21 protein-coding genes and 1 tRNA gene are annotated in these 24,398 nt (G+C 37.8%); 14 read left to right on the top strand and 8 right to left on the bottom strand.

What is annotated here, in order from left to right:
- The first annotated feature begins 214 nt into the window (after positions 1-214).
- Both REI64_RS13775 and REI64_RS13770 read left to right on the top strand, forming a co-directional pair.
- Complete coding sequence (locus REI64_RS13775) at positions 215-1,621, top strand: glycogen synthase (protein WP_308850716.1); 1,407 nt, start codon at positions 215-217, stop codon at positions 1,619-1,621.
- Between the two features lie 16 nt (positions 1,622-1,637).
- Positions 1,638-2,909, top strand: a complete 1,272-nt coding sequence (locus REI64_RS13770; RefSeq protein WP_308850715.1) for a glucose-1-phosphate adenylyltransferase — start codon at positions 1,638-1,640, stop codon at positions 2,907-2,909.
- A gap of 128 nt (positions 2,910-3,037) precedes the next feature.
- On the opposite strand, the gene REI64_RS13765 is transcribed toward REI64_RS13770, so the two are convergent.
- The gene (locus REI64_RS13765) at positions 3,038-3,589 is read right to left on the bottom strand and encodes a hypothetical protein (protein ID WP_308850714.1); all 552 of its coding nucleotides are present in this window, start codon (positions 3,587-3,589) and stop codon (positions 3,038-3,040) included.
- A gap of 239 nt (positions 3,590-3,828) precedes the next feature.
- On the opposite strand from REI64_RS13765, the gene REI64_RS13760 reads away from it, so the two are divergent.
- On the top strand, positions 3,829-4,245 hold the full coding sequence (locus REI64_RS13760) for a hypothetical protein (protein WP_308850713.1): 417 nt from the start codon (positions 3,829-3,831) through the stop codon (positions 4,243-4,245).
- Between the two features lie 146 nt (positions 4,246-4,391).
- On the opposite strand, the gene REI64_RS13755 is transcribed toward REI64_RS13760, so the two are convergent.
- From REI64_RS13755 to REI64_RS13745, 3 genes are all read right to left on the bottom strand, one after another.
- Positions 4,392-4,946: an RNA 2'-phosphotransferase gene (locus REI64_RS13755; RefSeq protein WP_308850712.1), complete on the bottom strand. Its 555-nt coding sequence runs from the start codon at positions 4,944-4,946 to the stop codon at positions 4,392-4,394.
- Positions 4,939-5,718, bottom strand: coding sequence for a hypothetical protein (locus REI64_RS13750; protein ID WP_308850711.1), 780 nt, complete (start codon positions 5,716-5,718; stop codon positions 4,939-4,941). Before REI64_RS13750 ends, REI64_RS13755 begins: the two co-directional genes overlap by 8 nt.
- 176 nt (positions 5,719-5,894) lie before the next feature.
- Positions 5,895-6,476 (bottom strand): DUF5063 domain-containing protein, encoded by a 582-nt coding sequence (locus REI64_RS13745; RefSeq protein ID WP_308850710.1) that lies wholly within the window; start codon positions 6,474-6,476, stop codon positions 5,895-5,897.
- A gap of 230 nt (positions 6,477-6,706) precedes the next feature.
- On the opposite strand from REI64_RS13745, the gene REI64_RS13740 reads away from it, so the two are divergent.
- Positions 6,707-8,491 carry a glycoside hydrolase family 15 protein gene (locus REI64_RS13740; protein ID WP_308850709.1) on the top strand — a complete coding sequence of 595 codons (1,785 nt, stop codon included), beginning with the start codon at positions 6,707-6,709 and terminating at the stop codon, positions 8,489-8,491.
- A 262-nt stretch (positions 8,492-8,753) separates the two neighbouring features.
- On the opposite strand, the gene REI64_RS13735 is transcribed toward REI64_RS13740, so the two are convergent.
- Positions 8,754-10,952, bottom strand: a complete 2,199-nt coding sequence (locus tag REI64_RS13735) for a bifunctional alpha,alpha-trehalose-phosphate synthase (UDP-forming)/trehalose-phosphatase (protein ID WP_308850708.1) — start codon at positions 10,950-10,952, stop codon at positions 8,754-8,756.
- A 129-nt stretch (positions 10,953-11,081) separates the two neighbouring features.
- Between REI64_RS13735 and REI64_RS13730 the strand changes: the two genes are divergently transcribed.
- From REI64_RS13730 to REI64_RS13690, 9 genes are all read left to right on the top strand, one after another.
- The gene (locus REI64_RS13730; RefSeq protein ID WP_308850707.1) at positions 11,082-11,681 is read left to right on the top strand and encodes a CDP-alcohol phosphatidyltransferase family protein; all 600 of its coding nucleotides are present in this window, start codon (positions 11,082-11,084) and stop codon (positions 11,679-11,681) included.
- Positions 11,682-11,809: 128 nt separating this feature from the next.
- Entirely contained in the window at positions 11,810-12,613 is an 804-nt protein-coding gene (locus tag REI64_RS13725; protein ID WP_308850706.1) for a helical backbone metal receptor, read from the top strand.
- A gap of 63 nt (positions 12,614-12,676) precedes the next feature.
- Complete coding sequence (locus tag REI64_RS13720) at positions 12,677-13,549, top strand: hypothetical protein (RefSeq protein ID WP_308850705.1); 873 nt, start codon at positions 12,677-12,679, stop codon at positions 13,547-13,549.
- Between the two features lie 126 nt (positions 13,550-13,675).
- A tRNA-Leu gene (locus REI64_RS13715) sits at positions 13,676-13,757 on the top strand.
- 140 nt (positions 13,758-13,897) lie between these two features.
- Positions 13,898-15,244 carry a trigger factor gene (gene tig / locus REI64_RS13710; protein ID WP_308850704.1) on the top strand — a complete coding sequence of 449 codons (1,347 nt, stop codon included), beginning with the start codon at positions 13,898-13,900 and terminating at the stop codon, positions 15,242-15,244.
- A gap of 438 nt (positions 15,245-15,682) precedes the next feature.
- Positions 15,683-16,369 (top strand): ATP-dependent Clp endopeptidase proteolytic subunit ClpP, encoded by a 687-nt coding sequence (clpP, locus tag REI64_RS13705; protein ID WP_308850703.1) that lies wholly within the window; start codon positions 15,683-15,685, stop codon positions 16,367-16,369.
- A gap of 80 nt (positions 16,370-16,449) precedes the next feature.
- Positions 16,450-17,688 (top strand): ATP-dependent Clp protease ATP-binding subunit ClpX, encoded by a 1,239-nt coding sequence (gene clpX / locus REI64_RS13700; protein WP_308850702.1) that lies wholly within the window; start codon positions 16,450-16,452, stop codon positions 17,686-17,688.
- Positions 17,689-18,306: 618 nt separating this feature from the next.
- On the top strand, positions 18,307-18,768 hold the full coding sequence (gene tnpA, locus REI64_RS13695; protein ID WP_308850701.1) for an IS200/IS605 family transposase: 462 nt from the start codon (positions 18,307-18,309) through the stop codon (positions 18,766-18,768).
- Positions 18,769-18,810: 42 nt separating this feature from the next.
- Positions 18,811-19,683 carry an AMP nucleosidase gene (locus REI64_RS13690; protein ID WP_308850700.1) on the top strand — a complete coding sequence of 291 codons (873 nt, stop codon included), beginning with the start codon at positions 18,811-18,813 and terminating at the stop codon, positions 19,681-19,683.
- Between the two features lie 84 nt (positions 19,684-19,767).
- Here the strand turns inward: REI64_RS13690 and REI64_RS13685 are convergent, their stop codons facing one another.
- The 3 genes from REI64_RS13685 to sppA all read right to left on the bottom strand — a co-directional run bounded on the left by REI64_RS13685 (position 19,768) and on the right by sppA (position 23,784).
- Positions 19,768-20,265, bottom strand: a complete 498-nt coding sequence (locus tag REI64_RS13685; protein WP_308850699.1) for a histidine phosphatase family protein — start codon at positions 20,263-20,265, stop codon at positions 19,768-19,770.
- 4 nt (positions 20,266-20,269) lie between these two features.
- Entirely contained in the window at positions 20,270-21,946 is a 1,677-nt protein-coding gene (locus REI64_RS13680) for a helix-hairpin-helix domain-containing protein (protein ID WP_308850698.1), read from the bottom strand.
- Between the two features lie 71 nt (positions 21,947-22,017).
- Positions 22,018-23,784 carry a signal peptide peptidase SppA gene (gene sppA, locus REI64_RS13675; RefSeq protein ID WP_308850697.1) on the bottom strand — a complete coding sequence of 589 codons (1,767 nt, stop codon included), beginning with the start codon at positions 23,782-23,784 and terminating at the stop codon, positions 22,018-22,020.
- Between the two features lie 103 nt (positions 23,785-23,887).
- Between sppA and folK the strand changes: the two genes are divergently transcribed.
- On the top strand, positions 23,888-24,391 hold the full coding sequence (folK, locus tag REI64_RS13670) for a 2-amino-4-hydroxy-6-hydroxymethyldihydropteridine diphosphokinase (RefSeq protein WP_308850696.1): 504 nt from the start codon (positions 23,888-23,890) through the stop codon (positions 24,389-24,391).
- Positions 24,392-24,398 lie beyond the last annotated feature (7 nt).

Raw genomic sequence — 24,398 nt, 5'->3', positions numbered from 1 at the left:
AAAGTGGTTAATTTGTTTAAATACTTATAGGTAAGAATGTTATGTTTTTCAAATTAAAAAAAGTATAATGCACTACGGGTCCAGATATAAAAATCTATCTGTGCATCTGTGGCAAAATTGATTTTCCTTAGTTTTCTAAAATAATTTGGAGTAAAAGTTTGCAATACTCGATGATTTAGGTAATTTAAAACAATTTCTATCCGAGTATTATTTTATGGAGATCATACATCTAAGTGCAGAATGCTATCCCGTTGCTAAAGTAGGTGGGTTGGGCGATGTTGTTGGCGCTCTGCCAAAATATCAGAACAAGCTTGGTCATGTTGCCAAGGTGGTTATGCCTGCCTATAATTCTAAATTTTTATACGAAAACGAGTTCGAAACTGTGTACGATGGTTGGGTAAAAGTAGGTTCTACGAATTATCAGGCTAGAATTATTAGAGAGAAAACGAATAAGCTAGGCTTCGATATTTTTTTGGTACACATTGCTGGCTTATTTGATAGGGATGGCGTTTATGGATTTAATGATGATACCGAACGTTTCATCGCATTTCAGATTGCGGCTTTAGATTGGATTGCGCAATGGGAGCACCGCCCAGATGTTGTACATGTGCACGATCATCATGCCGGGTTAGTGCCTTTTATGATGAGCAATTGCTATCAATATGCGCATTTAAACCAAGTGCCAACGGTGCTAAGCATCCACAATGCGCAATACCAAGGCCAGTTCGGTTGGGATAAATTACATTATTTGCCAGCTTTCGACTTAATCAATACCAGCAAGTTAGATTGGGCAAATGCGATTAATCCATTGGCTGCGGCAATTAAATGCGCTTGGCGTGTGACTACGGTTTCTCCAAGTTACCTTGAAGAGATTAGCCACAATGCCAACGGACTGGAAGCTTTGCTGGCACAAGAACGTTGGAAGTCGTTCGGAGTGCTAAATGGGATAGACAGCGAAGTATGGAACCCGCAGAAAGACAAAATGATAGCGAAAAGCTATAATGCCCGGACCATAGAAAGTGGAAAAAAAGCAAACAAAGAAGAACTTTGCCGTGTTTTTAATCTCGATCCGAGCAAGCCTCTATATACTTTTATTGGGCGTTTAGTGGGAGAAAAAGGAGCTGATTTGTTACCTGATATTTTTTATAATGCTTTAGCACAAAGTGATGGCGAGATCAATATTTTGGTTTTAGGCTCTGGCGATTCTCATGTAGAAGATAGGTTGAATGAAATTACGCACCGCTATCCAGGTAAGTACAATGCTTATATTGGTTACAACGAGGCTTTATCTCACCAAATTTATGCAGGGGCAGATTTTTTGTTAATGCCATCGAGGGTAGAACCTTGCGGATTGAACCAAATGTATGCCTTAAGATACGGAACCATTCCTATTGTTCGTCGCATAGGCGGATTAAAAGATACGGTGATTGATATTGGTGATGGTGGTTTTGGCATTTGCCACGATCAAACCAGTGTATGGGATGTTAATCATGCCATTGGAAGGGCATACGAACTTTATCTCGATCAGCAAAAAATGAAAGAGATAAGAAAATATATGATGTCGATAGACCATTCGTGGGATAATTCGGCACAGCAATACATAGATATATACCAAATGTAAAACAATAAATTAAACGATGACGGACAAAGTATTAGGCGTAATTCTTGGCGGTGGTCAAGGTTCCAGGTTAGCACCATTAACATTAACTAGATCTAAGCCAGCGGTGCCTATTGCGGGCAAGTACCGCTTGGTAGATATTCCAATTTCTAACTGTCTAAACTCGGGCATTCATCGTATGTTCGTGCTTACGCAGTTTAACTCGGCCTCGCTAAATAAGCACATCAAGAATACTTATCATTTCAGTCATTTTTCTAAAGCTTTTGTAGATATTCTGGCTGCAGAGCAAACACCAGATAATCCGGCTTGGTTTCAGGGTACTGCAGATGCGGTGCGCCAATGTATGCACCATATTGTAAGTCACGAGTTTGATTATATTTTGATTTTATCTGGTGATCAGCTTTACCAAATGGATTTTAAGGATATGCTGCAAGCGCATATTGATGCAGGCGCAGAAATTTCCATAGCTACCATTCCGGTAACGGCAAAAGATGCCAACGATTTTGGTATCATGAAGACTGATGAGGAAAACATCATCACTTCATTCATCGAAAAACCTAAAGACGAATTATTGCCAGATTGGACTTCGGATACCGGAGAAGAAATGCAACGCGAAGGCAAAAATTTCTTAGCATCAATGGGGATTTATGTCTTTAATAGAGATGTGCTTATCAAAATGCTGAACGAAAATCCAGAAGAAAAGGATTTTGGCAAGGAAATTATACCAAGAGCGCTAGAAAATAACCGGGTGTTAAGCTATCAGTACGAAGGTTATTGGACAGATATCGGTAATATTTCATCTTTTTTTGAAGCAAACTTAGGCTTAACAGATGATTTGCCTCACTTTAACATGTTCGATACGGCTCATACAATTTTCACCAGAGCTAGGATGTTGCCACCGTCAAAAATTTCGGGCACTACCTTAGAAAAGGCTATTATTGCCGAAGGTTGTATTTTGCAGGCAAGTAGGGTAGAGCATTCGGTACTGGGTATCAGATCACGTATTGGACGTGGAACTACCATTGTAAATTGCTACGTAATGGGTAGTGACCGTTATCAAACTCTTGAAGAAATTAACGAAGCCAACAGAAACGGTACGCCGTTATTAGGTATCGGCGATAGATGCTACATCAACAATGCAATCATCGATAAAAACTCTAAAATTGGTAATGATGTACGCATTAATGGCGGTCCGCATTTAGCAGAAGGCGATTATGGCTTGTATGTGGTGAAGGATGGAATTGTGGTGGTGAAAAAAGGAGCTACGTTAGCAAGCGGAACGGTGATATAGTATAGCCACAATAAAAATATAAGCCTTTCGGGATATCTCTGAAAGGCTTTTTTGTGGGTTATTATTTGCTTTTTTTGCGGTTACTTACGTTTAGACCAGATGGAATCGTGGTTGCGGTCGGCTTTCTATTATAGCTTGCTAATGAGTTTCAATGTTTTCAAATCGTAGATCCCTATTTCATTTTTATCTGTGTTGTCATACTTGCCATTATTATTTGTATCATAATGTCCAGTAATTACAATAGTTCCGGTCTTTTTATTAACTACCCAAGTTCGAACAAATAACTTATTGTCTGTAAGTTGAGTTCTTTGTTTGCCATCTGTCGATAAAACGATGATTTGTTTTGGGTCGTTCCAATCAATCCCTTTCTTTCCATTTAAGTCAACGGTTTGGGCAGCTACAATAATTTGGTTTATGCCCAAGTCGTCAATTTTTACTTGTTCAATTTTTTGAAGGTAGCCTTCACCTGGAAATTCAACTTGGTTAGTTTGTCCAGTTTTGGTATCGATAAAAAGCAAATAGCGATTTTTAACGCCATTCATTTTATCTCGATTTTCAGCGGTCGCAACTACAAAACTGGTGCCTTCCACTTCAGTTAATTTATTGGTATAATTGTATTTGTCTTGACTGTAAGAAGCGAAGGTTAACAAGGTTAGTGCGAGAATTATAAAATTTTTCATTTGTAAAATTGTTTTTGTTGTGGGTGTATCTAAGTTTGAGGATAACGTTTCGGGGCTTTGCTATGGTGGGGCAGTCGAAGCGAAAATCTTCAATTTTGCACAAAAGTTGAACCGAAGAACTGCTGTTGAACTTTGCAGTTCCGCCCCACTATCGCAAAGCACCCATGTAAAAGCAGTACTCCTGTTCCATCCAAAAAAGATGTAGCCTAACGTTAATTAGCTACCAAAACAATTGAAATATGGCAACAGAAATCACTGCTTTACCGAAGTTATACATTGGTATCGACATTCACAAGAAAAGCTGGTCGGTTCATATCCGTAGCGATATCAGCGATCATAAAAGTTTTACCGTTCCGGCAGACCCTGCAGTGGTCTATGGTTACGTAGAGCGGAACTTTCCCGGTTACGAGATAGCACTTGCCTACGAGGCAGGGTGTTGTGGCTTTAGTGCGGCACGTTATTTTATGCAGATAGGCTGGGATGTAACGGTTGTAAACCCAGCTGATGTGCCCACGAGCAACAAGCAATCTTACCAGAAGACCGATAAACTTGATTGCCGCAACCTTAGCAGGCAACTATCTTTGGGTGAACTGAAGGCCATTCAATATAACCATATGGGTGCTTGTGGTGTTCATAAAATGAGCAGCCACACATAGGAGCCTGAGCTTAATGATTATCGAGGTGTTTGAGGAGCATTAATCTAGCCCCCGGATGTCCATTTATTGGAATATTTAAAAGGAATGATTAACTTGGTTCAAGGAAAACTGCTTTACATAGGAACCTTGTTACCTGCTGTTATTTTTTATTCGTCATTTTGTTTCAAGTATTTTGTCGGCACATTGTCGGTTAGCCAAACTCCATTGTCTGAAATGAAAAACGGAAAATTGTCATTATACATCTGTTCGGCAAGTACTTTAAATACAAAAGGTTTTCCGTGTCTTTGTCCAACCTTAATTGCTGTCTCAATGTCGCTACTCAAATGAACGTGTTGTCTGCTTCGTTTTTCAAGTCCAGTTTCATTTATTGATTGAACTGATTTTTCGCTTGTTCCGTGATACAAAAATTCCGGCGGTTTTTGGTTCGTGTAACCCAATTCTATCTCTATTGAATGTCCTTGACTTGCTCTTATTTTATCAAGCGTTTCATTAAAAGCAAATCTTTTCTTTGGATTTGTCGCAACAATGTGGTTAAGTGTTTCTCGGTCGAACTTTATTCCGTTGTTGTTTGCTTTTTCGATTAATTCTTTAATGTCAGTCCAACCATTTTGGTCAAGTTGAATGCCAATTGTTTCAGGTTGGTGCCGCAATACCAAACTTAAAAATTTGCTGATATGTGTTAGTTGCTTGTTGCTAATCATTTTCTATTAAATCACAGTTATACCAATCTACCAATAACAAATTGAAGGTTTTGTTAATTTCTAAAATTTCGTTTCTTGAGTTGTCGTTCCATTCAGCAATACAAAACTCAATTATTGTCTCGTCCAAAAGAGTTCCAAAATAAGTTGTGTTGTCAGTTTTAAAAGCAAAGCCATTTACAAGAACTTCTCCATTGATTGTTACTTGACCAATAGAATTAAACTTCAATAGTGCTTTAAGTTCATTGAATTTTATATTCAAATTTGGTAACCCAATAATTTTCCTAACGTGGCAATTTTTGAATAAAGTATATTTTTCACTCTTTTTACTGTGGTTTGTCCAAATATCGTTAATCGCTTTGAACTCTTCTCGAACTAGTGTTAAAGACCTTACATCTAAAAACTCGTTTTGTCTATAATCGTCTTCGTGAATAAAAATGTCAAACTCGGTTTCTTTTGTCTTTTCTGTCAACTGTGGAAATTCGTTTGAAATAGTCGGAGTTGTGAACCAAATATCATTTGGGTTCATTTTCTCAACTTTTCTCATTTTTAAAACAAGGCTTTTTGTTTTAATAAAATCAATTGCGTTTTCAGGTATTGCTTCTTCAATAGTCCAATCATTGTCTCGAATGTGCATTGTTGTCTGCACAGAAAAAGTTTCGGGTAATTGGTCGGATGTCATTTCTGAAACACCGATTGTCTCTCCGTTGAAATTGTCAATGAACTGAACTTTTATTTTGTTGCTTGTTCCAAATACTTTATTAAATAGTCCCATTGTCTGTTTTGGTGTATCGCTTTATAATAGCAGGTAACGTTTTGCAGGTTTAAGTTGAGCCTAATTTGCTTGCACTAACTACCTACAGCACTAATCTAAATAAATAACTTCAAATTTTCGTGTTCTTGCTTCGCCCGAGGCTTAACTTAAACCTGTTGTTAGGTACAGTACATTTTCTAGATAGTTGGTTTGCCGTCATAAGTTAAATAATGAAAATATCTTATTGCATTAACTGCGTGCTGTCCCCAATGATTGACGAAGCTCCATTTAAAGTTCCATAAAGCATCTTCAACTGCTTCATCAGTTCCGATGCTGTCAATTTTTAATAATTCAATTTTTAGGTCACGGTAGATGTCTTCAAAGTCGTCAATAAGCCAACCTTGTGATGCTTCTCTATCTGTAACTACCCACCCTGTATCTGGTTGTCCATCTTTTTCTGAATATCTGGGGTCGAAAACTTCCCAGTAAAAAGCTTCTGCTCCGAGTTCGGAAATTTGTCCAACATTTTTGTGTTCAAAAATTGCGTCTCTGTCGAAGTCTCTATCGTCTGGTGAATATTTTAATTCGATTTGTTCCAGTTTATGCCCAGCTAAGTAGAGTTCTAAAATTGCAATATGAGCTTTAGAGTAAAATTCCTCTTTGCTGATGTCCTCTGTTTCTAAAAGTCCTACAAACTTACGAGAGGTATCAAGGAAAATAACGGTAGCTTGCCTTCCTAAAAATTCTTTGATGTCTGCAGATAGTTTGTCTGTCTTCATAGTATTGTACCTAACTTGTATATATGCGCCATAAAGTCGCACCAATATCTCCATAACAGATGGCTTTACTCAACTACCTTAACCATAAAGATAAAAAAGAAACTGAAATGAAATCGATTTTCTGGATATCAATAAGAATAATTGCCCTTTAGGTAGCCGCCTGTAATTTCAGTCTTTCTAAACCATCCCTAATTTTTGCTGTTGTACTAAGATAAACATCCCATTTTTATATGACAGCTACGCATTTATACCAAACCGGAATTATCGGAAACTGCTCTTACATCGCTCACATTCATAAAAACACTAATATCAGTTGGCTCTGTTGGCCCAAATTCGATAGCTCTTTCATTTTCGGCAGTATGCTCGATGAGCAAAAGGGCGGTAAATGTACCATCTTGCCTACCTCAGCGTATACTTCGCATCAATACTATATCGAAAATACCAATGTATTAAGAACAGAAATTACAGCAGTGGATGGCAAATATAGGATCACCGATTTTGCGCCTCGTTTTCACCTGCACGAACGTTACTTTAAACCTTTAATGTTGGTGCGTAAGATAGAACCGCTGGAAGGAACACCGAGAATTAAGGTTGCTTGCGAGCCAGTGTGCGACTACGGAAAAAACAAGATGCGCACAGCCATTGGTAGTAACCATATCGACTATTTAGGTTGTGAGGAAGAAATGCGCTTAACTACAAACGTGTCCCTAAACTATATTTTAGAAGAACAAGATTTTGTGCTAACCGAAGCCAAATACTTGGTCTTTACTTATGGTTATGCTTTAGATGCACCTCTTGTAGCTACTGCAGAAGATTTTTTGCGAGAAACCACTGCTTATTGGCGTACTTGGATCAAACATTCATCAATAGCAGGTTTTTACCAGCCTTTGGTAATTCGTTCTGCGTTGGTTTTAAAAATACATCAGTACGAAGATACGGGGGCAATTATAGCAGCAAGTACCACGAGTTTGCCCGAATCTCCGGGTAGTACCAGAAATTGGGACTACCGCTATTGTTGGCTTCGCGATTCCTTTTACGTGTTAACTTCCTTGAACCATATTGGTCATTTTGAGGAGATGGAGAAGTATTTTAACTACATCTCAGATATTACCTTTGATTCGGATATACGTTACCAACCACTTTATGGTATTACGGGCAAGCGAAATATTGTAGAACGAACACTCGAACATTTGCACGGGTACATGGGCGAAAAGCCAATCAGGGTTGGTAACCAGGCTTATGAACATATCCAGAATGACATTAACGGCCAGGTGTTGATTTCGATGTTGCCCCTTTACACAGACCATCGTTTTGTTTTCTCTGAACGTGGAGATTCTTTACGTTGGATAGAAAGTGTGTTAGAGAAAATCGAAATGACCATTGATGAAAAAGATGCTGGTATTTGGGAGTTTAGGAACATTGCGAACATGCACTGTTACAGTAACCTGTTCCAGTGGGCTGGGGCAAATGCTGCTTTAAAAATGGCAAAGACTGTTGGCAACGTAGCCTTAGAAGAACGAGCCAAAGTCCTTATTGATAAAGCTGCCGCCCATATTGAAGCCTGTTATGATGAGGAACGAAAAGTGTATACCAATGCCGTTGGGAGCAAACATCTGGATGCAAGTACGTTGCAGCTGATCATGATGAACTACCTAGATCCGTCATCGCAACGTGCAAAAGACCATCTGATTGGCTTAGAAAAAGAACTGAAAACCGAAGACGGACTTTTCTACCGTTATCTTCATGCAGATGATTTTGGCAAGCCGAAGACTACCTTTTTAATCTGCGCATTTTGGTATGTAGAAGCATTGGCTTGTGTGGGTAGGGTAGATGAGGCAATCGAGGCCTTTGAAAATATCATCAAATATTGTAACCATTTATTGCTATTTAGTGAAGATGTAGATGCTAAAACGGGCAGCCAGTGGGGTAATTTCCCACAAGCGTATAGCCACGTAGGTTTAATGAATGCCGCTTATCGTATAGCAACAAAGTTGGACAGACCTGTGTTTTTGTAATAGGTTGGTTAAAGACTTACGAAGTTTTTAAAACTTCGTAAGTCTACAATTTTGACAAGGTTTATAATACGATTATCATGACATTGCCGTCATTTCGAGCGTAGTCGAGAAATCTTTGTACTTGTATTGAATAAACTCTGTTCAAAGATTTAGCCAATCTTTCTAACAGTTTTTCTTTCGCTGAGCTGCGGTCGAAATGGCGAAGTTGTAGCTATAACCTTTCCATCTGCGGAGAAATCTTAGAAAATCTGCGGGTAAATAATTAAACAGAAATATCCTTAGACACTTTATCTCCATCCAATATCGATCGCAACAATTCCCTCACTTCTAAATGATCATTTAAATAGAACTTTGCCTCCGAAACTTCGCTACCAACTTTAATGGTAATGCCATTGCTCGGCATTGCTTTGAAGATATCCTCGTCCGTATGGTCGTCGCCCATCGCCAAAATAAAATCATAGGCAGTTTCATGCATCCAATTAAGGGCAGCTTTGCCTTTGTTCACTTCCATGTTTCTAAATTCAATTACCTTGTTGCCGGGCATAATCTGTAAGCCTTTGTCTGCAGCCAAAACTCTTAAGTTATTGATAATTTCATTGGCTCTTAACTCACCCAAACCGCTTTCCGTTTTACGGTAATGCCAAACTAACGAGAAGCTTTTCTCCTCAATAAACGAACCTGGAGTGCGGTCGGTGTAGGTTTCTAGAATGCTCTTGATTTCGCCTTTCCATTGGTCGTTTAGTAGGGGTAACGAGTGCCATTCTTCATTTTGCCTTTTCTGCCAAGCGCCATGTTCTGCAATGATACCTAGATTTAAATGTCCGAACCACTGCTCCAAAGTCTCATGTTTCCTGCCACTAATAATCACTACAGTATTATTCGGGTCTTCAGTAAAGTTGCTCAGTAATTTCAGTAGTTCTTCATCAGGACTTGCTTCGTCTATATTTGCCTTAAAGCCCACTAAAGTTCCGTCGTAATCTAAAAAGATAATACGTTTTTGGGTAGCGGCATACCTGCTCATGATCCCATCACTAACTTTATTTACGGCATGTTTTGTTTTCAGAGAATGCTGCAAAAGCTTAGCGTCGTCCATACGATTTAGAAAATTGCTTACCCATCTTTTTACATTGAATTTGCTTACCAAAGCACGCATAATTTGCATTCTTCTTTTTTGCTCTTCAACTGGCATGGTGAGCGCCTCAACAACAGCATTCATAATGTCGCCTATGTTGTTTGGGTTTACAATAATCGCGTCATTTAGCTCTTTTGATGCGCCTGCCATTTCGCTCAAGATTAAAACCCCTGTTTCATCTCTTCTACTGGCTACATATTCTTTGCTAACTAGGTTCATGCCATCTCTCATTGGCGTTACCAAACAGATATCAGCTACGCTGTACATGGCCGAAAGTGTTTCAATAGAAAATGAACGGTAAAAGTAATTGATCGGCACCCAATCTAGGGTCCTGTATTTCGCATTGATATTGCCTACCAATTGGTCTATTTTTTCCTTCAGATCCTTGTATTGCGGTACTGTATCTCTAGAAGGTACTACAATCATAAACAAGCTTATTTCTCCAATGAATTTTGGATGCAGTTGTAGTAGAAGCTCAAAAGCTCTGATACGTTCTAAAATACCTTTGCTGTAATCTAACCGATCTATGGTTAAGGCAATTCTTCCGCGTTTCTCGCTATTAAGATTGTCTATTTCTGCTAGCACTTGCCGTTGAAGCGGTAATTTTTCAAACTTGTCAAAATCAATTCCCATTGGGAAAGGCTCTACTATAATTTGCCTATTGCCTATAGAAATGATATTTGAAGAGAAAGTGACAGGCGTAAGTCTAGATGCTGCACTTAAAAAATGACGAACATCATCATAGGTGTGGAAGCCTATTAAATCTGCGCCCAGCATACCTTCAATTAATTTATCTCGCCAAGGTATTAACCTAAAAATCTCGAATGATGGAAAGGGGATGTGCTGGAAAAATCCAATCGTAGTGTTGATTAGTCTTTCTCTTAACAACGATGGAAGGCAAAGTAGCTGATAATCTTGTATCCATATTTTATCGCCTTCACTAAAAACGCTTTGTGTTGCTGCTGCAAATTTTTCGTTTACACTTGTGTAGCTATCCCAATAAACCTGCTCAAAGCGAGCGTAGGTTACCAAATAGTGGAAAACTGGCCAAAGTACCTCATTAGAAAAACCTTCGTAATATAGGTTGATTTCTTCTTGTGTTAGAAATACTGGGATGAGGTTAAGTGAAGCTAATTTTTTTGCTATTTCTGGTTGGTCTTCTTTCGGAATATCAATGCCCGGCCAACCAACCCAAAGCATACTTCCATTTTTGTATACGTCGCCAAGTCCGGTGGCTAAACCGCCTTCACTTTTTTTAAGAACGTATTTTCCATTGTTTTTACTGATTTTAACGGGTAGTCTATTCGAAATAATAATTGTTCTGCTCATGCTTTTAACTTAAGTATCCTACATATAAAAAGGCAAAATGAAGGTTTTTGTTTGTTTTGATAGGATATTTTCATCTATTAAATGCCATAATTTGATTTTTATATATTGAAATGATTTACCTTAGAGGTAATGAGTATCCCATATCTACTAATTCTTTTCAGGTTTTTATTGGCACCTATTGTTGTATCTATGTCTTTTCTGATGAGAGAACAAGCCGCATATTGGGTGCTGTCTTTCATGTTCTTAGGTTTGCTGTCGGATATTTTTGACGGCATTATTGCACGTAAAATGAAGATAGATACGGAGAAAATGAGACGTATGGACAGTCAGACCGACTTGATTTTTTGGTTGTGCATTGCTTGGAGCTGCTACTTGATTTATCCTCATTTGATTAAGGATAATTTATTTGGAATTATTGCTTTGTTGGTGATGGAAGCCACTTGCTATGCGACTAGTCTGCTGAAATTTGGTAAAGAAACCTGTACGCATGCATTTTTATCTAAGATGTGGGGATTGACACTTTTGATTACATTTACTAGCATGCTAGGTTTTGGCTACGGTGGTTGGATCTTGAAATTTTGTATTGTCTTAGGTTTAATTTCTCAGTTCGATGTGATTTTAATTATTTTGTTTTTACCTAAATGGGCACACGATATTCCAAGTTTTTACCATGCAATTTTGATTAGAAAAGGCATTACCTTTAAAAAGAGCAAATACTTGAACAGTTAATGCTTAACGTAGTTAAATAAGCCTGATAGAAAGGTATCCCGATTCTTCATCGGGAGTACTGGATAGCAGGGCTATAGAGTGAAAGAACTACTGCACCTTCACTTTCAAATAAAAATTATCTTTGTACAATGCAAAAATCTTTCACAGATCAGCTAGGCAATGAAATTACCATCAATTATCCTCTTAAAAGGATTGTTTCTTTGGTGCCTTCGCAAACCGAATTACTTTTTGATTTGGGTTTAGATGAAGAAATTGTTGGGCTAACGAAGTTTTGCATACATCCCATTGAAAAATTTGCTGCCAAAGCTAAAGTTGGTGGTACAAAAAAGTTGCTGATCGAGAGGATTAGGGATTTAAAGCCTGATCTGATTATTGGCAACAAAGAAGAAAATAGCAGAGCTGATATCGAATTATTGCAACAAGAATTTCCAGTTTGGATGAGCGATATCTATAATTTGGAAGATGCCATACAGACCATTACCGATATCGGAAATTTGGTAGATAGGCAACCAGAAGCGACTTATTTAAATCATTTAATTAATGCTGGCTTTAGGGATTTACAAACTTTGGCGGTCGAAAAAGCTATTGATAAAACGGTTGCTTACGTAATTTGGAAAGATCCGTATATGTTGGCTGGTAGGCATACTTTTATTGATGATATTTTAAGGAAGATCGGATTGCAAAATGTGATTTTGGAAAGTAGGTATCCAGAAATTGAACTCTCGCAGTTGGAAGCCAAGAACTGTAATTTGGTCTTTCTTTCTTCGGAACCATATCCGTTTAAGGAAAAACACATAGAAGAAATTCAGTCTGCTATGCCAAATGCCAAAGTAATGTTGGTAGATGGAGAGATGTTTTCTTGGTATGGAAGCAGATTAGTAAAAGCAGTACAGTACTTTTTCGAGTTTCAAAATCAGCTAATTAGCAAATAAATCAATTTTAAGTTTTTAAAATAATTTAAAAATTATAATTTAGTTTTTAAATTTTTGAAAATTATGCGTCATTTATTATTTGGATTAGCTGTTGTTGGCCTAAGCGGTTTAGTTGCTTGCGGTGTAAACAAGTCTGGAAATTTAACCGTAGCAAAGGATATCGTTATTGCTAACGAAATATTGCCAGTGGCTCAAAAACCTTGTTTCGAAGGGGCTTATTATCGTAAATTAGTTTCTAGTCACGATTATTGGAGAGGAATAGAAGGCACGGTAATTTTGCCAACTATTGCTTTTGATGAAGACAGAAAACATCCTAAAAAACCTGGGCAGTATTTAGATAATCCTTCTATTTATTTGGGTGGTAGTATGGGCAACCAAGAAACAGACATTGGTTTAACTTGGGAAGTGGTTAAAGAGGAAAACGGACAAGTTTCTAAACAACGCAAGGCTTTTAGACCGTTTCTGCGTAGGACAGAACACGCAAGTGGCCAATTGGCAATTTTTGAAAATGCACCCGCTCAAAAGGAATATTATTGGTATCCGGGAGAGGAAGTGAAAATGTCACTTGTTTTGATAGCTGATAAAAGAGTGCGTTTCGTGGTTGAGGGTGCAGGGAAGAAATTTGAGCGGGATTTCGATTGCGATGGTTATCTATTAAGTGACGTGGGAGAGTTTAAACGTGTAAATGCGATTGACCAAGTAGCTAACGAAGGTAAGCCTGTTCAAGCTACCAAAACCAAAGTGCTTAATGCCGAATGGAAGAATACAAGTCTTTTCAGATTGGTAGACGATAATATTGTTTCGGTGCCATTTAAGAAAGCTAGATATACAGAGATGATGTGCCCTGCGGTAGGTTATTTCGATGTTAAAGCAAGCACCTCGCAAGCTGCTGTGGGTGCCGAGCGACTTTCGATAAGCGGGGTTGCTTTTAAATAGATTTTATTTCCATTGAATATGAATGATTTATAATTTTGATAGGATTTAATTTGAAAAATTTTTTCTCAATTATTGTGAAATAATCAATTGGATTTCTATCTTTGCAGTCCTAAATAAATCCTAACTGCGGAAGTGGCGTAATTGGTAGCCGCACCAGACTTAGGATCTGGCGCTTCACGGCGTGGGGGTTCGAGTCCCTTCTTCCGCACTAAAGATAAAGGCCGTTCCAATGCAAATTGGAACGGTTTTATTTTAAAAAGACATTGATAAAGAATTAAACATGAATCGATGTGTGCGTTTGGACTAGCCTTTTTGTCTCAAATCTCATATCTCAATACTCATATCTGAATGAATATTACACAGGAAAAAATTGACGATTTAAACGCTTTAGTAAAAATTACTTTAGCCCCTGAAGATTACACTCCAAATGTAGAGAAAGCTATTAAGGAGCAGGCTAAAAAAGCTAATTTACCAGGTTTCCGTAAAGGAATGGTGCCAGCATCGCACATTAAAAGAATGTATGGTAAAAGCATCTTGGTAGAGGAAATCAACAATATGTTGAACGATAACATCTCAAAATATCTTACAAATAGCAAAATTGAGATTTTAGGTCAGCCATTACCGGTATTAGAAGAAGATGGTGAGTACAATTGGGATTACAATGATACTTTCAATTTTTCTTACGAGTTAGGTTTAGCTCCGGCAGTTGATATCGAGGTTTCGTCTAAAGATAAATTTACGCAATACAACGTTAAAGCTGACGAAGAGACTTTAAACGAGCGTGTAAAAAATATACGTAAGAGCTATGGTAAAATGACAAACCCAGAGGTTTCTGCTGAAGGTGATGTACTTTACGCTGAATTGAAGCAGTTAGCTCACGACGGTTCTGAATTTGAAGGCGGTATTGTGGCTACTGGTTCTATCCGTTTAGATCAAGTTACTGACAAAAAAATCTTGAAGACCTTAGTTGGTGTTAAGAAAGACGATACTTTAGAGCTTGATGTGAACAAAGCTTTTGGTGGTGATGCTGCTGCAATTGCTAAATTGTTAAACATTAGCGAAGAAGATGCAGCTGAGTTGAAATCTAAATTCTCGGTATCTGTAAAAAACGTAAATCGTTTAGAAGAAGCTGATTTAAACCAAGAGTTTTTTGATAAAATTTTCGGGGCTGATGCGGTAAAAGACGAAGCTGGTTTCACTGCTAAAATTACTGAAGAAATTGAAGGAATGTTTAAGCAAGATGCTGACCGTAAATTGCAAAACGACATCTATGCGCAGTTAACTGAGCAAACTAAAATGCAATTGCCAGATGAGTTTTTACGTAAGTGGTTAAAAGCTACTAACGAGAAATTAACTGACGAAGAGTTAGCTCAAGGTTATGATGATTTCGCTAAAAACTTGAAATGGACTTTAATTGAGAATAAAATCATTAAAGACAACGATATCAAAATTGAATATACTGATGTTTTTGAAGCGGCAAAACAACGTTTAGATGCTCAGTTCAGAATGTATAGCCCAACTCCACTTCCAGAAGATCAATTAGCGCAATACGCTGCTAATTTCTTGCAAGAAAAAGAAAATGCTAACCGTATTTTCGAAGAGGTAAAAGCATTGAAAGTTTTCGATTATATTAAATCGGTAGCTACATTGAACGAAAAAGAAATTGCTTATAACAAGTTTACTGAGTTGAAGTAAGGAGTTAAGCGGTTCGAAATAATCGATACGTCATTGCGAGGCACGAAGCAATCCTAAAGCGATTGTTTTTCTCTACAACGTTGTAAGATTGCTTCGTACCTCGCAATGACGACAAATAGTTAAACTGACCGTTTGTCAGTAAATAAAATTAGCAAGAGTTCCGACATAAAATCGGAACTCTTGTAATATAAAAGCCTTTGGTTTTTTTCTATCAGTTTCTTTTTAAGATAATTGGTGTATGTTTTTTTAAATTAAAGAAGATGTAATTGCCCATTGATTAAAAAGTTAAGTAGTTTCGTTTTATCAGATAATCTGCTAATTTAGCGGAGTGCCTAAATTGGCACGAAAATTAACGAACCTTATAAAATAATTGCTGAAATAATTAGTTTTGAGAGTATAATAAATGCTAATCTTAAAACGCTAAAACCTAATCGCAAGATGAAAATAGACAAAGACGAATTTAGAAAATATGCCGTTAAACATCATAGAATTAACGGATTAAACGTAGATAGATTTATTGGTGCAACTAATAATTCGCCAAAAGGGATGACACCTTACATCATCGAAGAGCGTCAGTTAAACGTAGCTCAAATGGACGTTTTCTCTCGTTTAATGATGGATCGTATCATTTTCTTAGGCGATGCTGTTTACGACCAAAATGCAAACATCATTCAAGCGCAGTTATTGTTCTTGCAATCGGTAGATGCGCACAGAGATATCCAAATCTACATTAACTCGCCAGGTGGTTCTGTTTATGCAGGTTTAGGTATTTATGATACCATGCAGTACATAACACCAGATGTGGCAACAATTTGTACCGGTATGGCAGCATCAATGGGTGCAGTTTTATTGGTGGCAGGCGCTAAAGGCAAGCGTGCGGCGTTAAAACACTCTAGAGTGATGATCCACCAACCATCAGGCGGTGCGCAAGGTGTGGCATCAGATATGGAAATCAATTTAAGAGAGATGCTTAAATTGAAAAAAGAATTATATGACATCATTTCATCGCATTCTGGACAATCTTACGAGTGGGTAGAAAAAGCATCTGACAGAGATTATTGGATGACTTCTGCTGAAGCGAAAGAGTTTGGAATGATTGATGAAGTATTAGGCGGAACAAAATAATAGTTGGCAGTAGGCAGTTTTCGGTAGGCACTAGGCGTGGCAACTGTGAACTGTGAACTACGAACTGAGAACTGAAAAAAATGGCTAGACAAAGTAAAGATTCACATTGCTCGTTTTGCGGCACTCCAAAAAATGAAACCTTAATGTTAATTGAGGGGTTGGATGCTTATATCTGCGATAAGTGTGTTAATCAGGCCAATGTTTTACTGGCACAAGAACTAGGAAACAAAAAGGGAAAGGCTTTTGATGAGTCGTTTAAACTCTTAAAGCCTGCAGAGATTAAGGAGCATTTAGATCAATATGTAATTGGTCAGTACGATGCCAAGAAGGTATTGTCGGTTGCAGTTTATAACCATTACAAACGCCTTAGCCAAAAGGTAGATAAAGATGAAGTAGAGATCGAAAAATCGAATATCATGCTAGTTGGCGAAACTGGAACAGGAAAAACACTTTTGGCAAAAACCATTGCGAAGATTTTACACGTTCCGTTTTGTATTGTAGATGCGACAGTTCTAACCGAAGCGGGATATGTAGGAGAGGACGTTGAGAGTATCTTAACCCGCTTGTTGCAAGCAGCAGATTACGATGTGGCTTCTGCAGAACGTGGTATTGTTTACATCGATGAGGTAGATAAGGTTGCCCGCAAGAGCGATAACCCGTCTATTACCAGAGATGTAAGTGGCGAAGGTGTGCAGCAGGCATTGCTTAAGATTTTGGAAGGAACGATTGTGAATGTACCACCACAAGGGGGTAGGAAGCATCCAGACCAAAAGATGATTGCGGTAACCACAAACAACATTTTGTTTATCTGCGGTGGTGCTTTTGATGGTATCGAAAGAAAAATTGCTAATCGTTTGCGTACTACTGCCGTAGGTTACAAAGTGAAGAAAGACGATGTAGACTTAGACTTGAAAAACTTGTATAAGTACATCACTCCGCAAGATTTGAAATCTTTTGGTTTAATTCCCGAGCTTATTGGACGTGTGCCAGTTTTAACGCACTTAGATCCATTAGACAGAGAGGCTTTGAGGAATATTCTTATTGCACCTAAAAACTCATTGGTTAAGCAGTACATGAAGTTGTTTAATTACGAGAATGTAACCTTGAAATTTGATGAGGATGTATTAGATTTCATTGTAGATAAGGCAATGGAATATAAACTAGGCGCTAGGGGTTTAAGATCGATATGTGAATCGATCATGTTAGATGCCATGTACGAAACGCCATCTGTAAATGATGTGAAAGAGTTGGAAATCACACTTGAATATGCCAGAGAGAAATTTGAGAAATCTGATTTCAAAAAACTAAAGGCAGCATAAAAAGATAAAATCCCGACTTGTTCGGGATTTTTTGTATAAGCTACCAAAAGTGAGATCTTGTGTTATTAGGTTCCATAGGACGATTATTTATCGAATTACTCATTAAGGAAAGGTCGCACCTACGGCGCTTTACTAGAGATGTCGGATGAAGCTACCAAAGGTGAGCTCCTCTGGAGCTTCTAGCTAAGTCCCGTAGATACGAAACTTATGATTGGATTAGTTAAAAGGTCGCACCTACGGCGCTTTACTGGAGATGTTGGATGAAGCTACCAAAGGTGAGCTCCTCTGGAGCTATTGGTATGAATATATAGAGGTTTTCAGTTTGAGCTAATTTTGTTTATAGTTAATTGGGGTATCTAACAGGGATTAATAATATCAATTGCTAATTTCAAAGTCCCGCAGGGATGACTTTATGGTAGTAGTAGATAATGGATTATGATATTAGAAAGTCCCGTAGGGACGACCTTATGGTAGTAGAAAGGGATTATAAATATAAAGAAGTCCTATAGGGACGACCATTTGGTAAAATTATCGATTACACATCAACAAAGTCCCATAGGGACGAACTTATGTAGATTTTGGAAAATAGTTATATTCACAATAGATAAAAAATGTATTATGGCAAATACCTATTCTCAAATAAACATACATTGCGTGTTTGCCGTTAAAGGTCGTGAGAACATCATTACCCAAAACTTTAGGGATGATTTACATAAGTACATGAGTGGTGTGTTAAAAAATGATAATGTTTTCCCTTTGGCAGTTGGAGGATGGAAAGATCACGTTCATGTATTTTTTGAATTGTTGCCAAATCTAAAAATATCTGATATAATACGTAATTTAAAATCAGTATCATCAAAATGGATAAATGATAATCATTTTGTATTGAGTAAATTTCAATGGCAAGAAGGTTATGGGGCGTTTTCTTATTCGCGTTCGCAAAGAAATGATGTTATAAACTATATCATTAACCAAGAGGAACACCACAGAGGTAAAACATTTAGAGAAGAGTATTTAGAGATGTTAAAGAAATTTGAAGTAGAATTTAAAGACGAATATGTATTTGATTTTTATGAATAATGAGAAACAAAAATTTATAAATTTAAAGAAAGGAGAAAATATATGAATGAAGAAAAAGATGTAAAAAAAGACGAAGAAGTAGTAAAAATTGCTAAGAAAGCGAAAAAAGCAAAAGAGGTTGAAACCCCAGTTAGGAAAGGTTTAAAAACCAAAGAGGAGATCGTAAAAAACTGGTTGCCTCGCTATACAGGCAGGCCGCTGGAAGAGTTTGGTCAATATATTCTGTTGACTAACTTTAGTAAATACGTAGCCTTATTCTCTGAGTGGAATGATAATGCTCCTATTTACGGTTTAGACAAACCTATGCAAAGCGTAACGGCAAACGGTATTACCATCATCAACTTTGGTATGGGTAGCCCACTTGCAGCAACTATGATGGATTTGTTAACTGCCATCCAACCTAAAGCAGTATTGTTTTTAGGTAAATGCGGTGGTTTAAAGAAGAAAAACCAAATTGGCGACCTTATTCTTCCAATTGCAGCAATTAGGGGAGAGGGAACTTCTAATGATTATTTACCTGCCGAAGTGCCAGCATTGCCCGCCTTCGCATTACAGAAAGCAATTTCTACCACTATTAGAGATCATTCTAGAGATTATTGGACTGGAACCTGCTACACTACCAACCGCAGAGTTTGGGAGCACGACAAAGAGTTTAAAAAGTACCTAAAAAGCTTGCGTGCCATGGCTGTAGATATGGAAACAGCGACAGTTTTTACTACTGGTTTTGCTAACAAAATTCCTACAGGGGCTTTATTGCTAGTATCAGATCAGCCGATGATCCCAGAAGGTGTAAAAACATCTGAAAGTGATAGTACGGTTACTGCGAACTATGTAGAAACTCACTTAAGAATCGGTATCGATTCATTAAAACAATTGATTAACGGAGGCCAAACTGTAAAGCACCTTCAGTTTTAATCAACCCGTTTGCACTTTGCAACACATGTTCCTAATTAGACTCTCGCCCCTTTAGGGGAGAGATGTCCAAAGGACAGAGAGGGGTTAATCCAACCCACTTTTCGGGAAATCAAATAAAATCAATTTCCCAGTATCACCACTTATCAATTTCCATTCATCAAAAGGAAATTCGATAATTGCTACGCTGCACGTTGGCATATTAGCAATATATTCATCGGTTAGGTAATTCAACAGATCGGTTAAGCCAGGGTTGTGCCCAAATAAGGCTATACAATTAAACTGATCATCCAATCCATTGATGACGTTAAGAAGGGTTTTGGTGTTCGCTTCGTAAATATTTGCCTTTGTTGTCAGTTGATCGGCATTTAAACTCCAGCCCGAAGCAAAATATTTCGCAGTAGTTATTGCCCGTAAAGCTGGACTACTGACAATCGCATCGGGTTTAATGTCTTTCGAAACTAATCGTTCTGCCATTTCTGGTGCATTTTTGTGTCCACGATGATTTAAAGGTCGATCAAAATCTTTAAGGTTGAAATCGCCCCAATCAGACTTTGCGTGTCTTACAATAATCAGTTGCTTCATAGCTTTAAGGTTTTTTGTTGGCGAAAAAATCGCTGATCTGATTTAATGAAAAAGCGTTCAAACACTTTTCTGCGGTCAATCCGCCTTTGCGACCAACCATAACGCCGTAACGCATATCTAAGAAACCTTCTTTACGATGTGCATCTGGATTAACAGAAAGCAACACACCTTTTTCTAAAGCATAACGATGCCAACGCCAATCTAAGTCTAAACGTAGTGGATTAGCATTAATTTCTATCACCACGCCATTAGCAGCACAAGCATCAATCACTTTTTTATAATCGATATCATAACCCTTTCTACTTAGTAACAATCTTCCTGTTGGGTGACCTAAAATAGTAGTGTAAGGATTTTCGATGGCTTTAATTAAACGTTCCGTTGCTTTTTCTTCCGTCATTTTCAGTTGACTGTGCACCGAAGCCACCACAAAATCGAATGTTTTAAGGACATCCTCACTATAATCTAAAGAACCATCATATAGAATATCGCTCTCAATGCCCTTGAAGATCTTAAAGGGAGCGAACTTTGCATTGAGTTCATCGATCTGTTGATGTTGTGCAAATACTCGTTGCTCATTCAAGCCTTTAGCGTAAAACGCCGATTTTGAGTGATCGCAGATGCCTAGGTATTCGAGTTTGAGCACATCTCGACAATAAAGCGCCATTTCTTCTAAGCTATGTACACCGTCGCTCCAATCAGAGTGGTTGTGCAAACTTCCCTTTAAATTATTATCATTAATTAAAATGGGTAGCTGATGGTCTTTTGCAAGTTCAATTTCGCCGAAGTCCTCACGTAGTTCTGGAACTACAAAATCTAAACCTGCCTTTTCGTAAATCTCTTCTTCTGTTTTGAAAATCTGGTTCCCAGCTAATGCCAGTACTTGATTGACGTGGTTTTCATTGCCAGTTAGCCTGAAATAATCTAGATAGAAGTTGCTTCGTGGTACAATGAATAGCTTTATATTCAGACCACTTTCTGTTTCTGCCGCAAAAATATTTGAACTAGTTTCTACAAAGCCAAGTTCGAAGTTAATCAGCTGTGTAACCAACACTTCTGGATTTTCGGTACCAATAACAAATACTGCTTCCTCAATAATTTCACATAACCTACGGTACTCTCCAGCAACAGCAAACAAAGCGTCGTGTTCAACTTGTGTAAGCCAAATAGAAATTTTTTCGTGGATTTCGTTTACCAAAGGTTCAGCTTTTGCAAACAGAAACTTCCCGTCGGCAGCCATTTTGAACTCCAGAACTTTCTTAATTTCTTCTTGGGTTTTTAAGCCGAATCCTTTGGCCTCGATCAAACGATTTTCGTTACAAGCATAATAGAGTTCTCCAATACTTTCGATGTGTAAATCGTTCCAAATAGTGGCAATTTTTTTAGGACCGATTCCTTTAATCGCTAACATTTCTACAATGCCTGGAGGAGTTTGGCTCAACAGCGTTTCGAGCTCGCTCATTGTACCAGTTTCCAAAAGCTCAACTACTTTTGAGGCAATACTTTTGCCTATGCCATCAATTTTATCAATTTCGGTAATTGGTTTGCTGGCAATGGCAAAAGGTAATTTATCTATTTTAAAAGCAGCGTTAGCTACAGATTTTATCTTGAATGGATTTTCGTTATGAAGTTCCATTAGCTGGGATAATAATCTGAGTGTACGAGCTATGGGTTTGTTTTCCATTATTGTGTATTGCGATTTGCGATTTGCGATTTGCGATTTGTTCGCATAACGCCAAACGCTCAACTGTAATATTACTTTATTCTAATCTCGTAATCCATTCTAGCTTGCATACCTGCATTGCTCATTGCTTTTTTCATTTGTTGGTATAAAACATAGTTTTCGCCAAACTCTTTTTTAGCGTAATAAGCACTTACATTATCTTTTGCAGAACCTAAAAACTCTTTCAAAGGATCAATTTTTTCAGGATATTCTACCACCCTGTAGTCTTTCAGCTTTGCTTTTTTAGCCGCAGAAGCAACAGCATCACCAAAGCTTCCCAATCTGTCGGCAAGTCCATTTTTCACTGCTTCGGTACCAATCCAAACACGGCCGCCACCTAAGCTGTCTACCTGAGTTTTGGTTATTTTTCTGCCATCAGCTACTTTAGTAATGAAAGTATCGTAAATTCTGTTAACGCCTTTTTGGATAATCGCTCTTTCCGCAGGAGTTAGCGGTCTGTCCGCACTCATAATATCTGCGTATTCGCCAGTTTTTACCCCGTCGAAGGTTAAACCTAATTTATTGTTGAACAGGTTTTGGAAGTTGAAAATAACACCGAAAACACCAATAGATCCAGTGATGGTATTTGGTTGTACGAAAATACTGTCGGCAGCACAACCAATGTAATATCCGCCAGATGCGGCAACATCACCAAAAGAAGCCATTACAGGTTTTACTTTTTTACTCAGCACCATCTCTCTCCAAATCACATCTGAAGCTAAAGCACTACCACCGCCAGAATTAACGCGAAGCACAATAGCTTTTACATCATCATCTAAACGAGCTTTCCTGATGGCACGAGAGATGCGCTCAGAACCGATTTGGCTGTCAGAACCTTCACCGCCAACAATATCGCCATTGGCATAAATTACGGCAACTTTGTTTTTAGAACTAATATCGCCTTCTGATGGTAAGCTCTTGATGTAATCGTTGATACTTACACTGTTGATATCCTTTTTCTTTTCGATGCCGGTAATATTTCTCAGCTCATCCAAAATCTCATCTTTGTATTTCAGTCCATCCACCATTTTGTAAGCCAAGGCATCCTTCGGATATTGAATTTTGTACTGATTAGCAATTTGGAAAAGGCTGTCTTTCTCAATTTTACGGGTTTGCGAAATTCCTGTTAAGAAAGTATCGTACAAGCCATTAACGTAAGCTGTTACTTGCTGACGGTTATAATCACTCATTTTAGTATTGATCAATGGTTCAACGGCACTTTTGTAGTTTCCTACACGGATAATTTGAGCTTCGATACCTAGTTTTTCTAAAGCACCTTTAAAGAAAATCAAATTTGAATTGAAGCCTTTAAATTCTAAATCTCCCTCTGGGTTTAAATAAACTTTACCAGCCGCCGATGCCAGATAATAGGCACCCTGTGTATATATTTCGCTGTAGGCAATTACAGGTTTTTTACTTTTCTTAAAGTCGATGATGGCATTCCTAACTTCCAACATTGTTGCCATACCAGCATTTGGTGCACTAACATTGATGTAGACAGCTTGGATCTTCTCATCAGTTTCTGCTTTTTTTAAAGCTCTAATCACATCGTTAAAGCCAATGGTTTTATCAGAAGAACTGCCAAAAAGGCTGCCAAATGAATCCTCTGGTGTTCGTTCGGTAATTATTTGGTCTAGGTTGAGGTAAAGTACAGAGTTTTTCTTCACTACTGTTTCTTTTTCGCTGCCAATTGAAGAGATCATCCCAACAAATACAATAAAAAACAGAATTCCAATCACCACTGATGAAATAACAATACCCACTACGGTAGCAAAAACATACTTGAAAAATTCTTTCATAAGTTATAATAACGTTTATTTTGTAAAGATAAAAAATGCATTGTTATACCGAAATTAAGCAAGCTAAGCAATTGCAAATTATGCTAAGCTGAATGTATACGATATGAAATTAGAGCAACAAGAGGCTTATTTGTTACTGGGAACTAATATGGGCGATAGAGCTCAAAACTTAATTACTGCTATTGCGTTTATAGAGAGACAAGTAGGGAGCGTTTTTGTAAAATCGAGTATTTATGAAACAGCTGCTTGGGGCAAAACAGACCAACCTGGATTTTTAAATCAAGCTATTGGTGTGAGAACTGATTTACAGCCACTGCAAATGCTGAGGGCCTTGTTAGCAATTGAGCAAAAGATGGGAAGGGTAAGGTTAGAAAGATGGGGACAGCGTTTGATAGATATTGATATTATTTTTTATGAAGATGTTATCTGTTTGGATGATAGTGATTTACAGTTGCCTCATCCAGAGATGCACAAACGAAGATTTGTTCTTGAACCATTAAATGAAATTGCTGGAAATTTTGTTCATCCAATATTTAAGAAGAAAGTTTCGAGCATTTTAAGTAACTTGACCGATGAATTAACAGTCGAAAAATTAAAAACTAACTAAATATAAC

The organism is Pedobacter sp. (assembly GCF_031119335.1).
Classification (GTDB): domain Bacteria; phylum Bacteroidota; class Bacteroidia; order Sphingobacteriales; family Sphingobacteriaceae; genus Pedobacter.
This window is presented reverse-complemented; position numbering and strand designations above follow the sequence as displayed.

Coding starts and splice junctions, on each gene's coding strand:
- REI64_RS13775 (WP_308850716.1), top strand. CDS start 215: ATGGAGATCATACATCTAAGTGCAGAATGCTATCCCGTTGCTAAAGTA.
- REI64_RS13770 (WP_308850715.1), top strand. CDS start 1,638: ATGACGGACAAAGTATTAGGCGTAATTCTTGGCGGTGGTCAAGGTTCC.
- REI64_RS13765 (WP_308850714.1), bottom strand. CDS start 3,589: ATGAAAAATTTTATAATTCTCGCACTAACCTTGTTAACCTTCGCTTCT.
- REI64_RS13760 (WP_308850713.1), top strand. CDS start 3,829: ATGGCAACAGAAATCACTGCTTTACCGAAGTTATACATTGGTATCGAC.
- REI64_RS13755 (WP_308850712.1), bottom strand. CDS start 4,946: ATGATTAGCAACAAGCAACTAACACATATCAGCAAATTTTTAAGTTTG.
- REI64_RS13750 (WP_308850711.1), bottom strand. CDS start 5,718: ATGGGACTATTTAATAAAGTATTTGGAACAAGCAACAAAATAAAAGTT.
- REI64_RS13745 (WP_308850710.1), bottom strand. CDS start 6,476: ATGAAGACAGACAAACTATCTGCAGACATCAAAGAATTTTTAGGAAGG.
- REI64_RS13740 (WP_308850709.1), top strand. CDS start 6,707: ATGACAGCTACGCATTTATACCAAACCGGAATTATCGGAAACTGCTCT.
- REI64_RS13735 (WP_308850708.1), bottom strand. CDS start 10,952: ATGAGCAGAACAATTATTATTTCGAATAGACTACCCGTTAAAATCAGT.
- REI64_RS13730 (WP_308850707.1), top strand. CDS start 11,082: ATGAGTATCCCATATCTACTAATTCTTTTCAGGTTTTTATTGGCACCT.
- REI64_RS13725 (WP_308850706.1), top strand. CDS start 11,810: ATGCAAAAATCTTTCACAGATCAGCTAGGCAATGAAATTACCATCAAT.
- REI64_RS13720 (WP_308850705.1), top strand. CDS start 12,677: ATGCGTCATTTATTATTTGGATTAGCTGTTGTTGGCCTAAGCGGTTTA.
- tig (WP_308850704.1), top strand. CDS start 13,898: ATGAATATTACACAGGAAAAAATTGACGATTTAAACGCTTTAGTAAAA.
- clpP (WP_308850703.1), top strand. CDS start 15,683: ATGAAAATAGACAAAGACGAATTTAGAAAATATGCCGTTAAACATCAT.
- clpX (WP_308850702.1), top strand. CDS start 16,450: ATGGCTAGACAAAGTAAAGATTCACATTGCTCGTTTTGCGGCACTCCA.
- tnpA (WP_308850701.1), top strand. CDS start 18,307: ATGGCAAATACCTATTCTCAAATAAACATACATTGCGTGTTTGCCGTT.
- REI64_RS13690 (WP_308850700.1), top strand. CDS start 18,811: ATGAATGAAGAAAAAGATGTAAAAAAAGACGAAGAAGTAGTAAAAATT.
- REI64_RS13685 (WP_308850699.1), bottom strand. CDS start 20,265: ATGAAGCAACTGATTATTGTAAGACACGCAAAGTCTGATTGGGGCGAT.
- REI64_RS13680 (WP_308850698.1), bottom strand. CDS start 21,946: ATGGAAAACAAACCCATAGCTCGTACACTCAGATTATTATCCCAGCTA.
- sppA (WP_308850697.1), bottom strand. CDS start 23,784: ATGAAAGAATTTTTCAAGTATGTTTTTGCTACCGTAGTGGGTATTGTT.
- folK (WP_308850696.1), top strand. CDS start 23,888: ATGAAATTAGAGCAACAAGAGGCTTATTTGTTACTGGGAACTAATATG.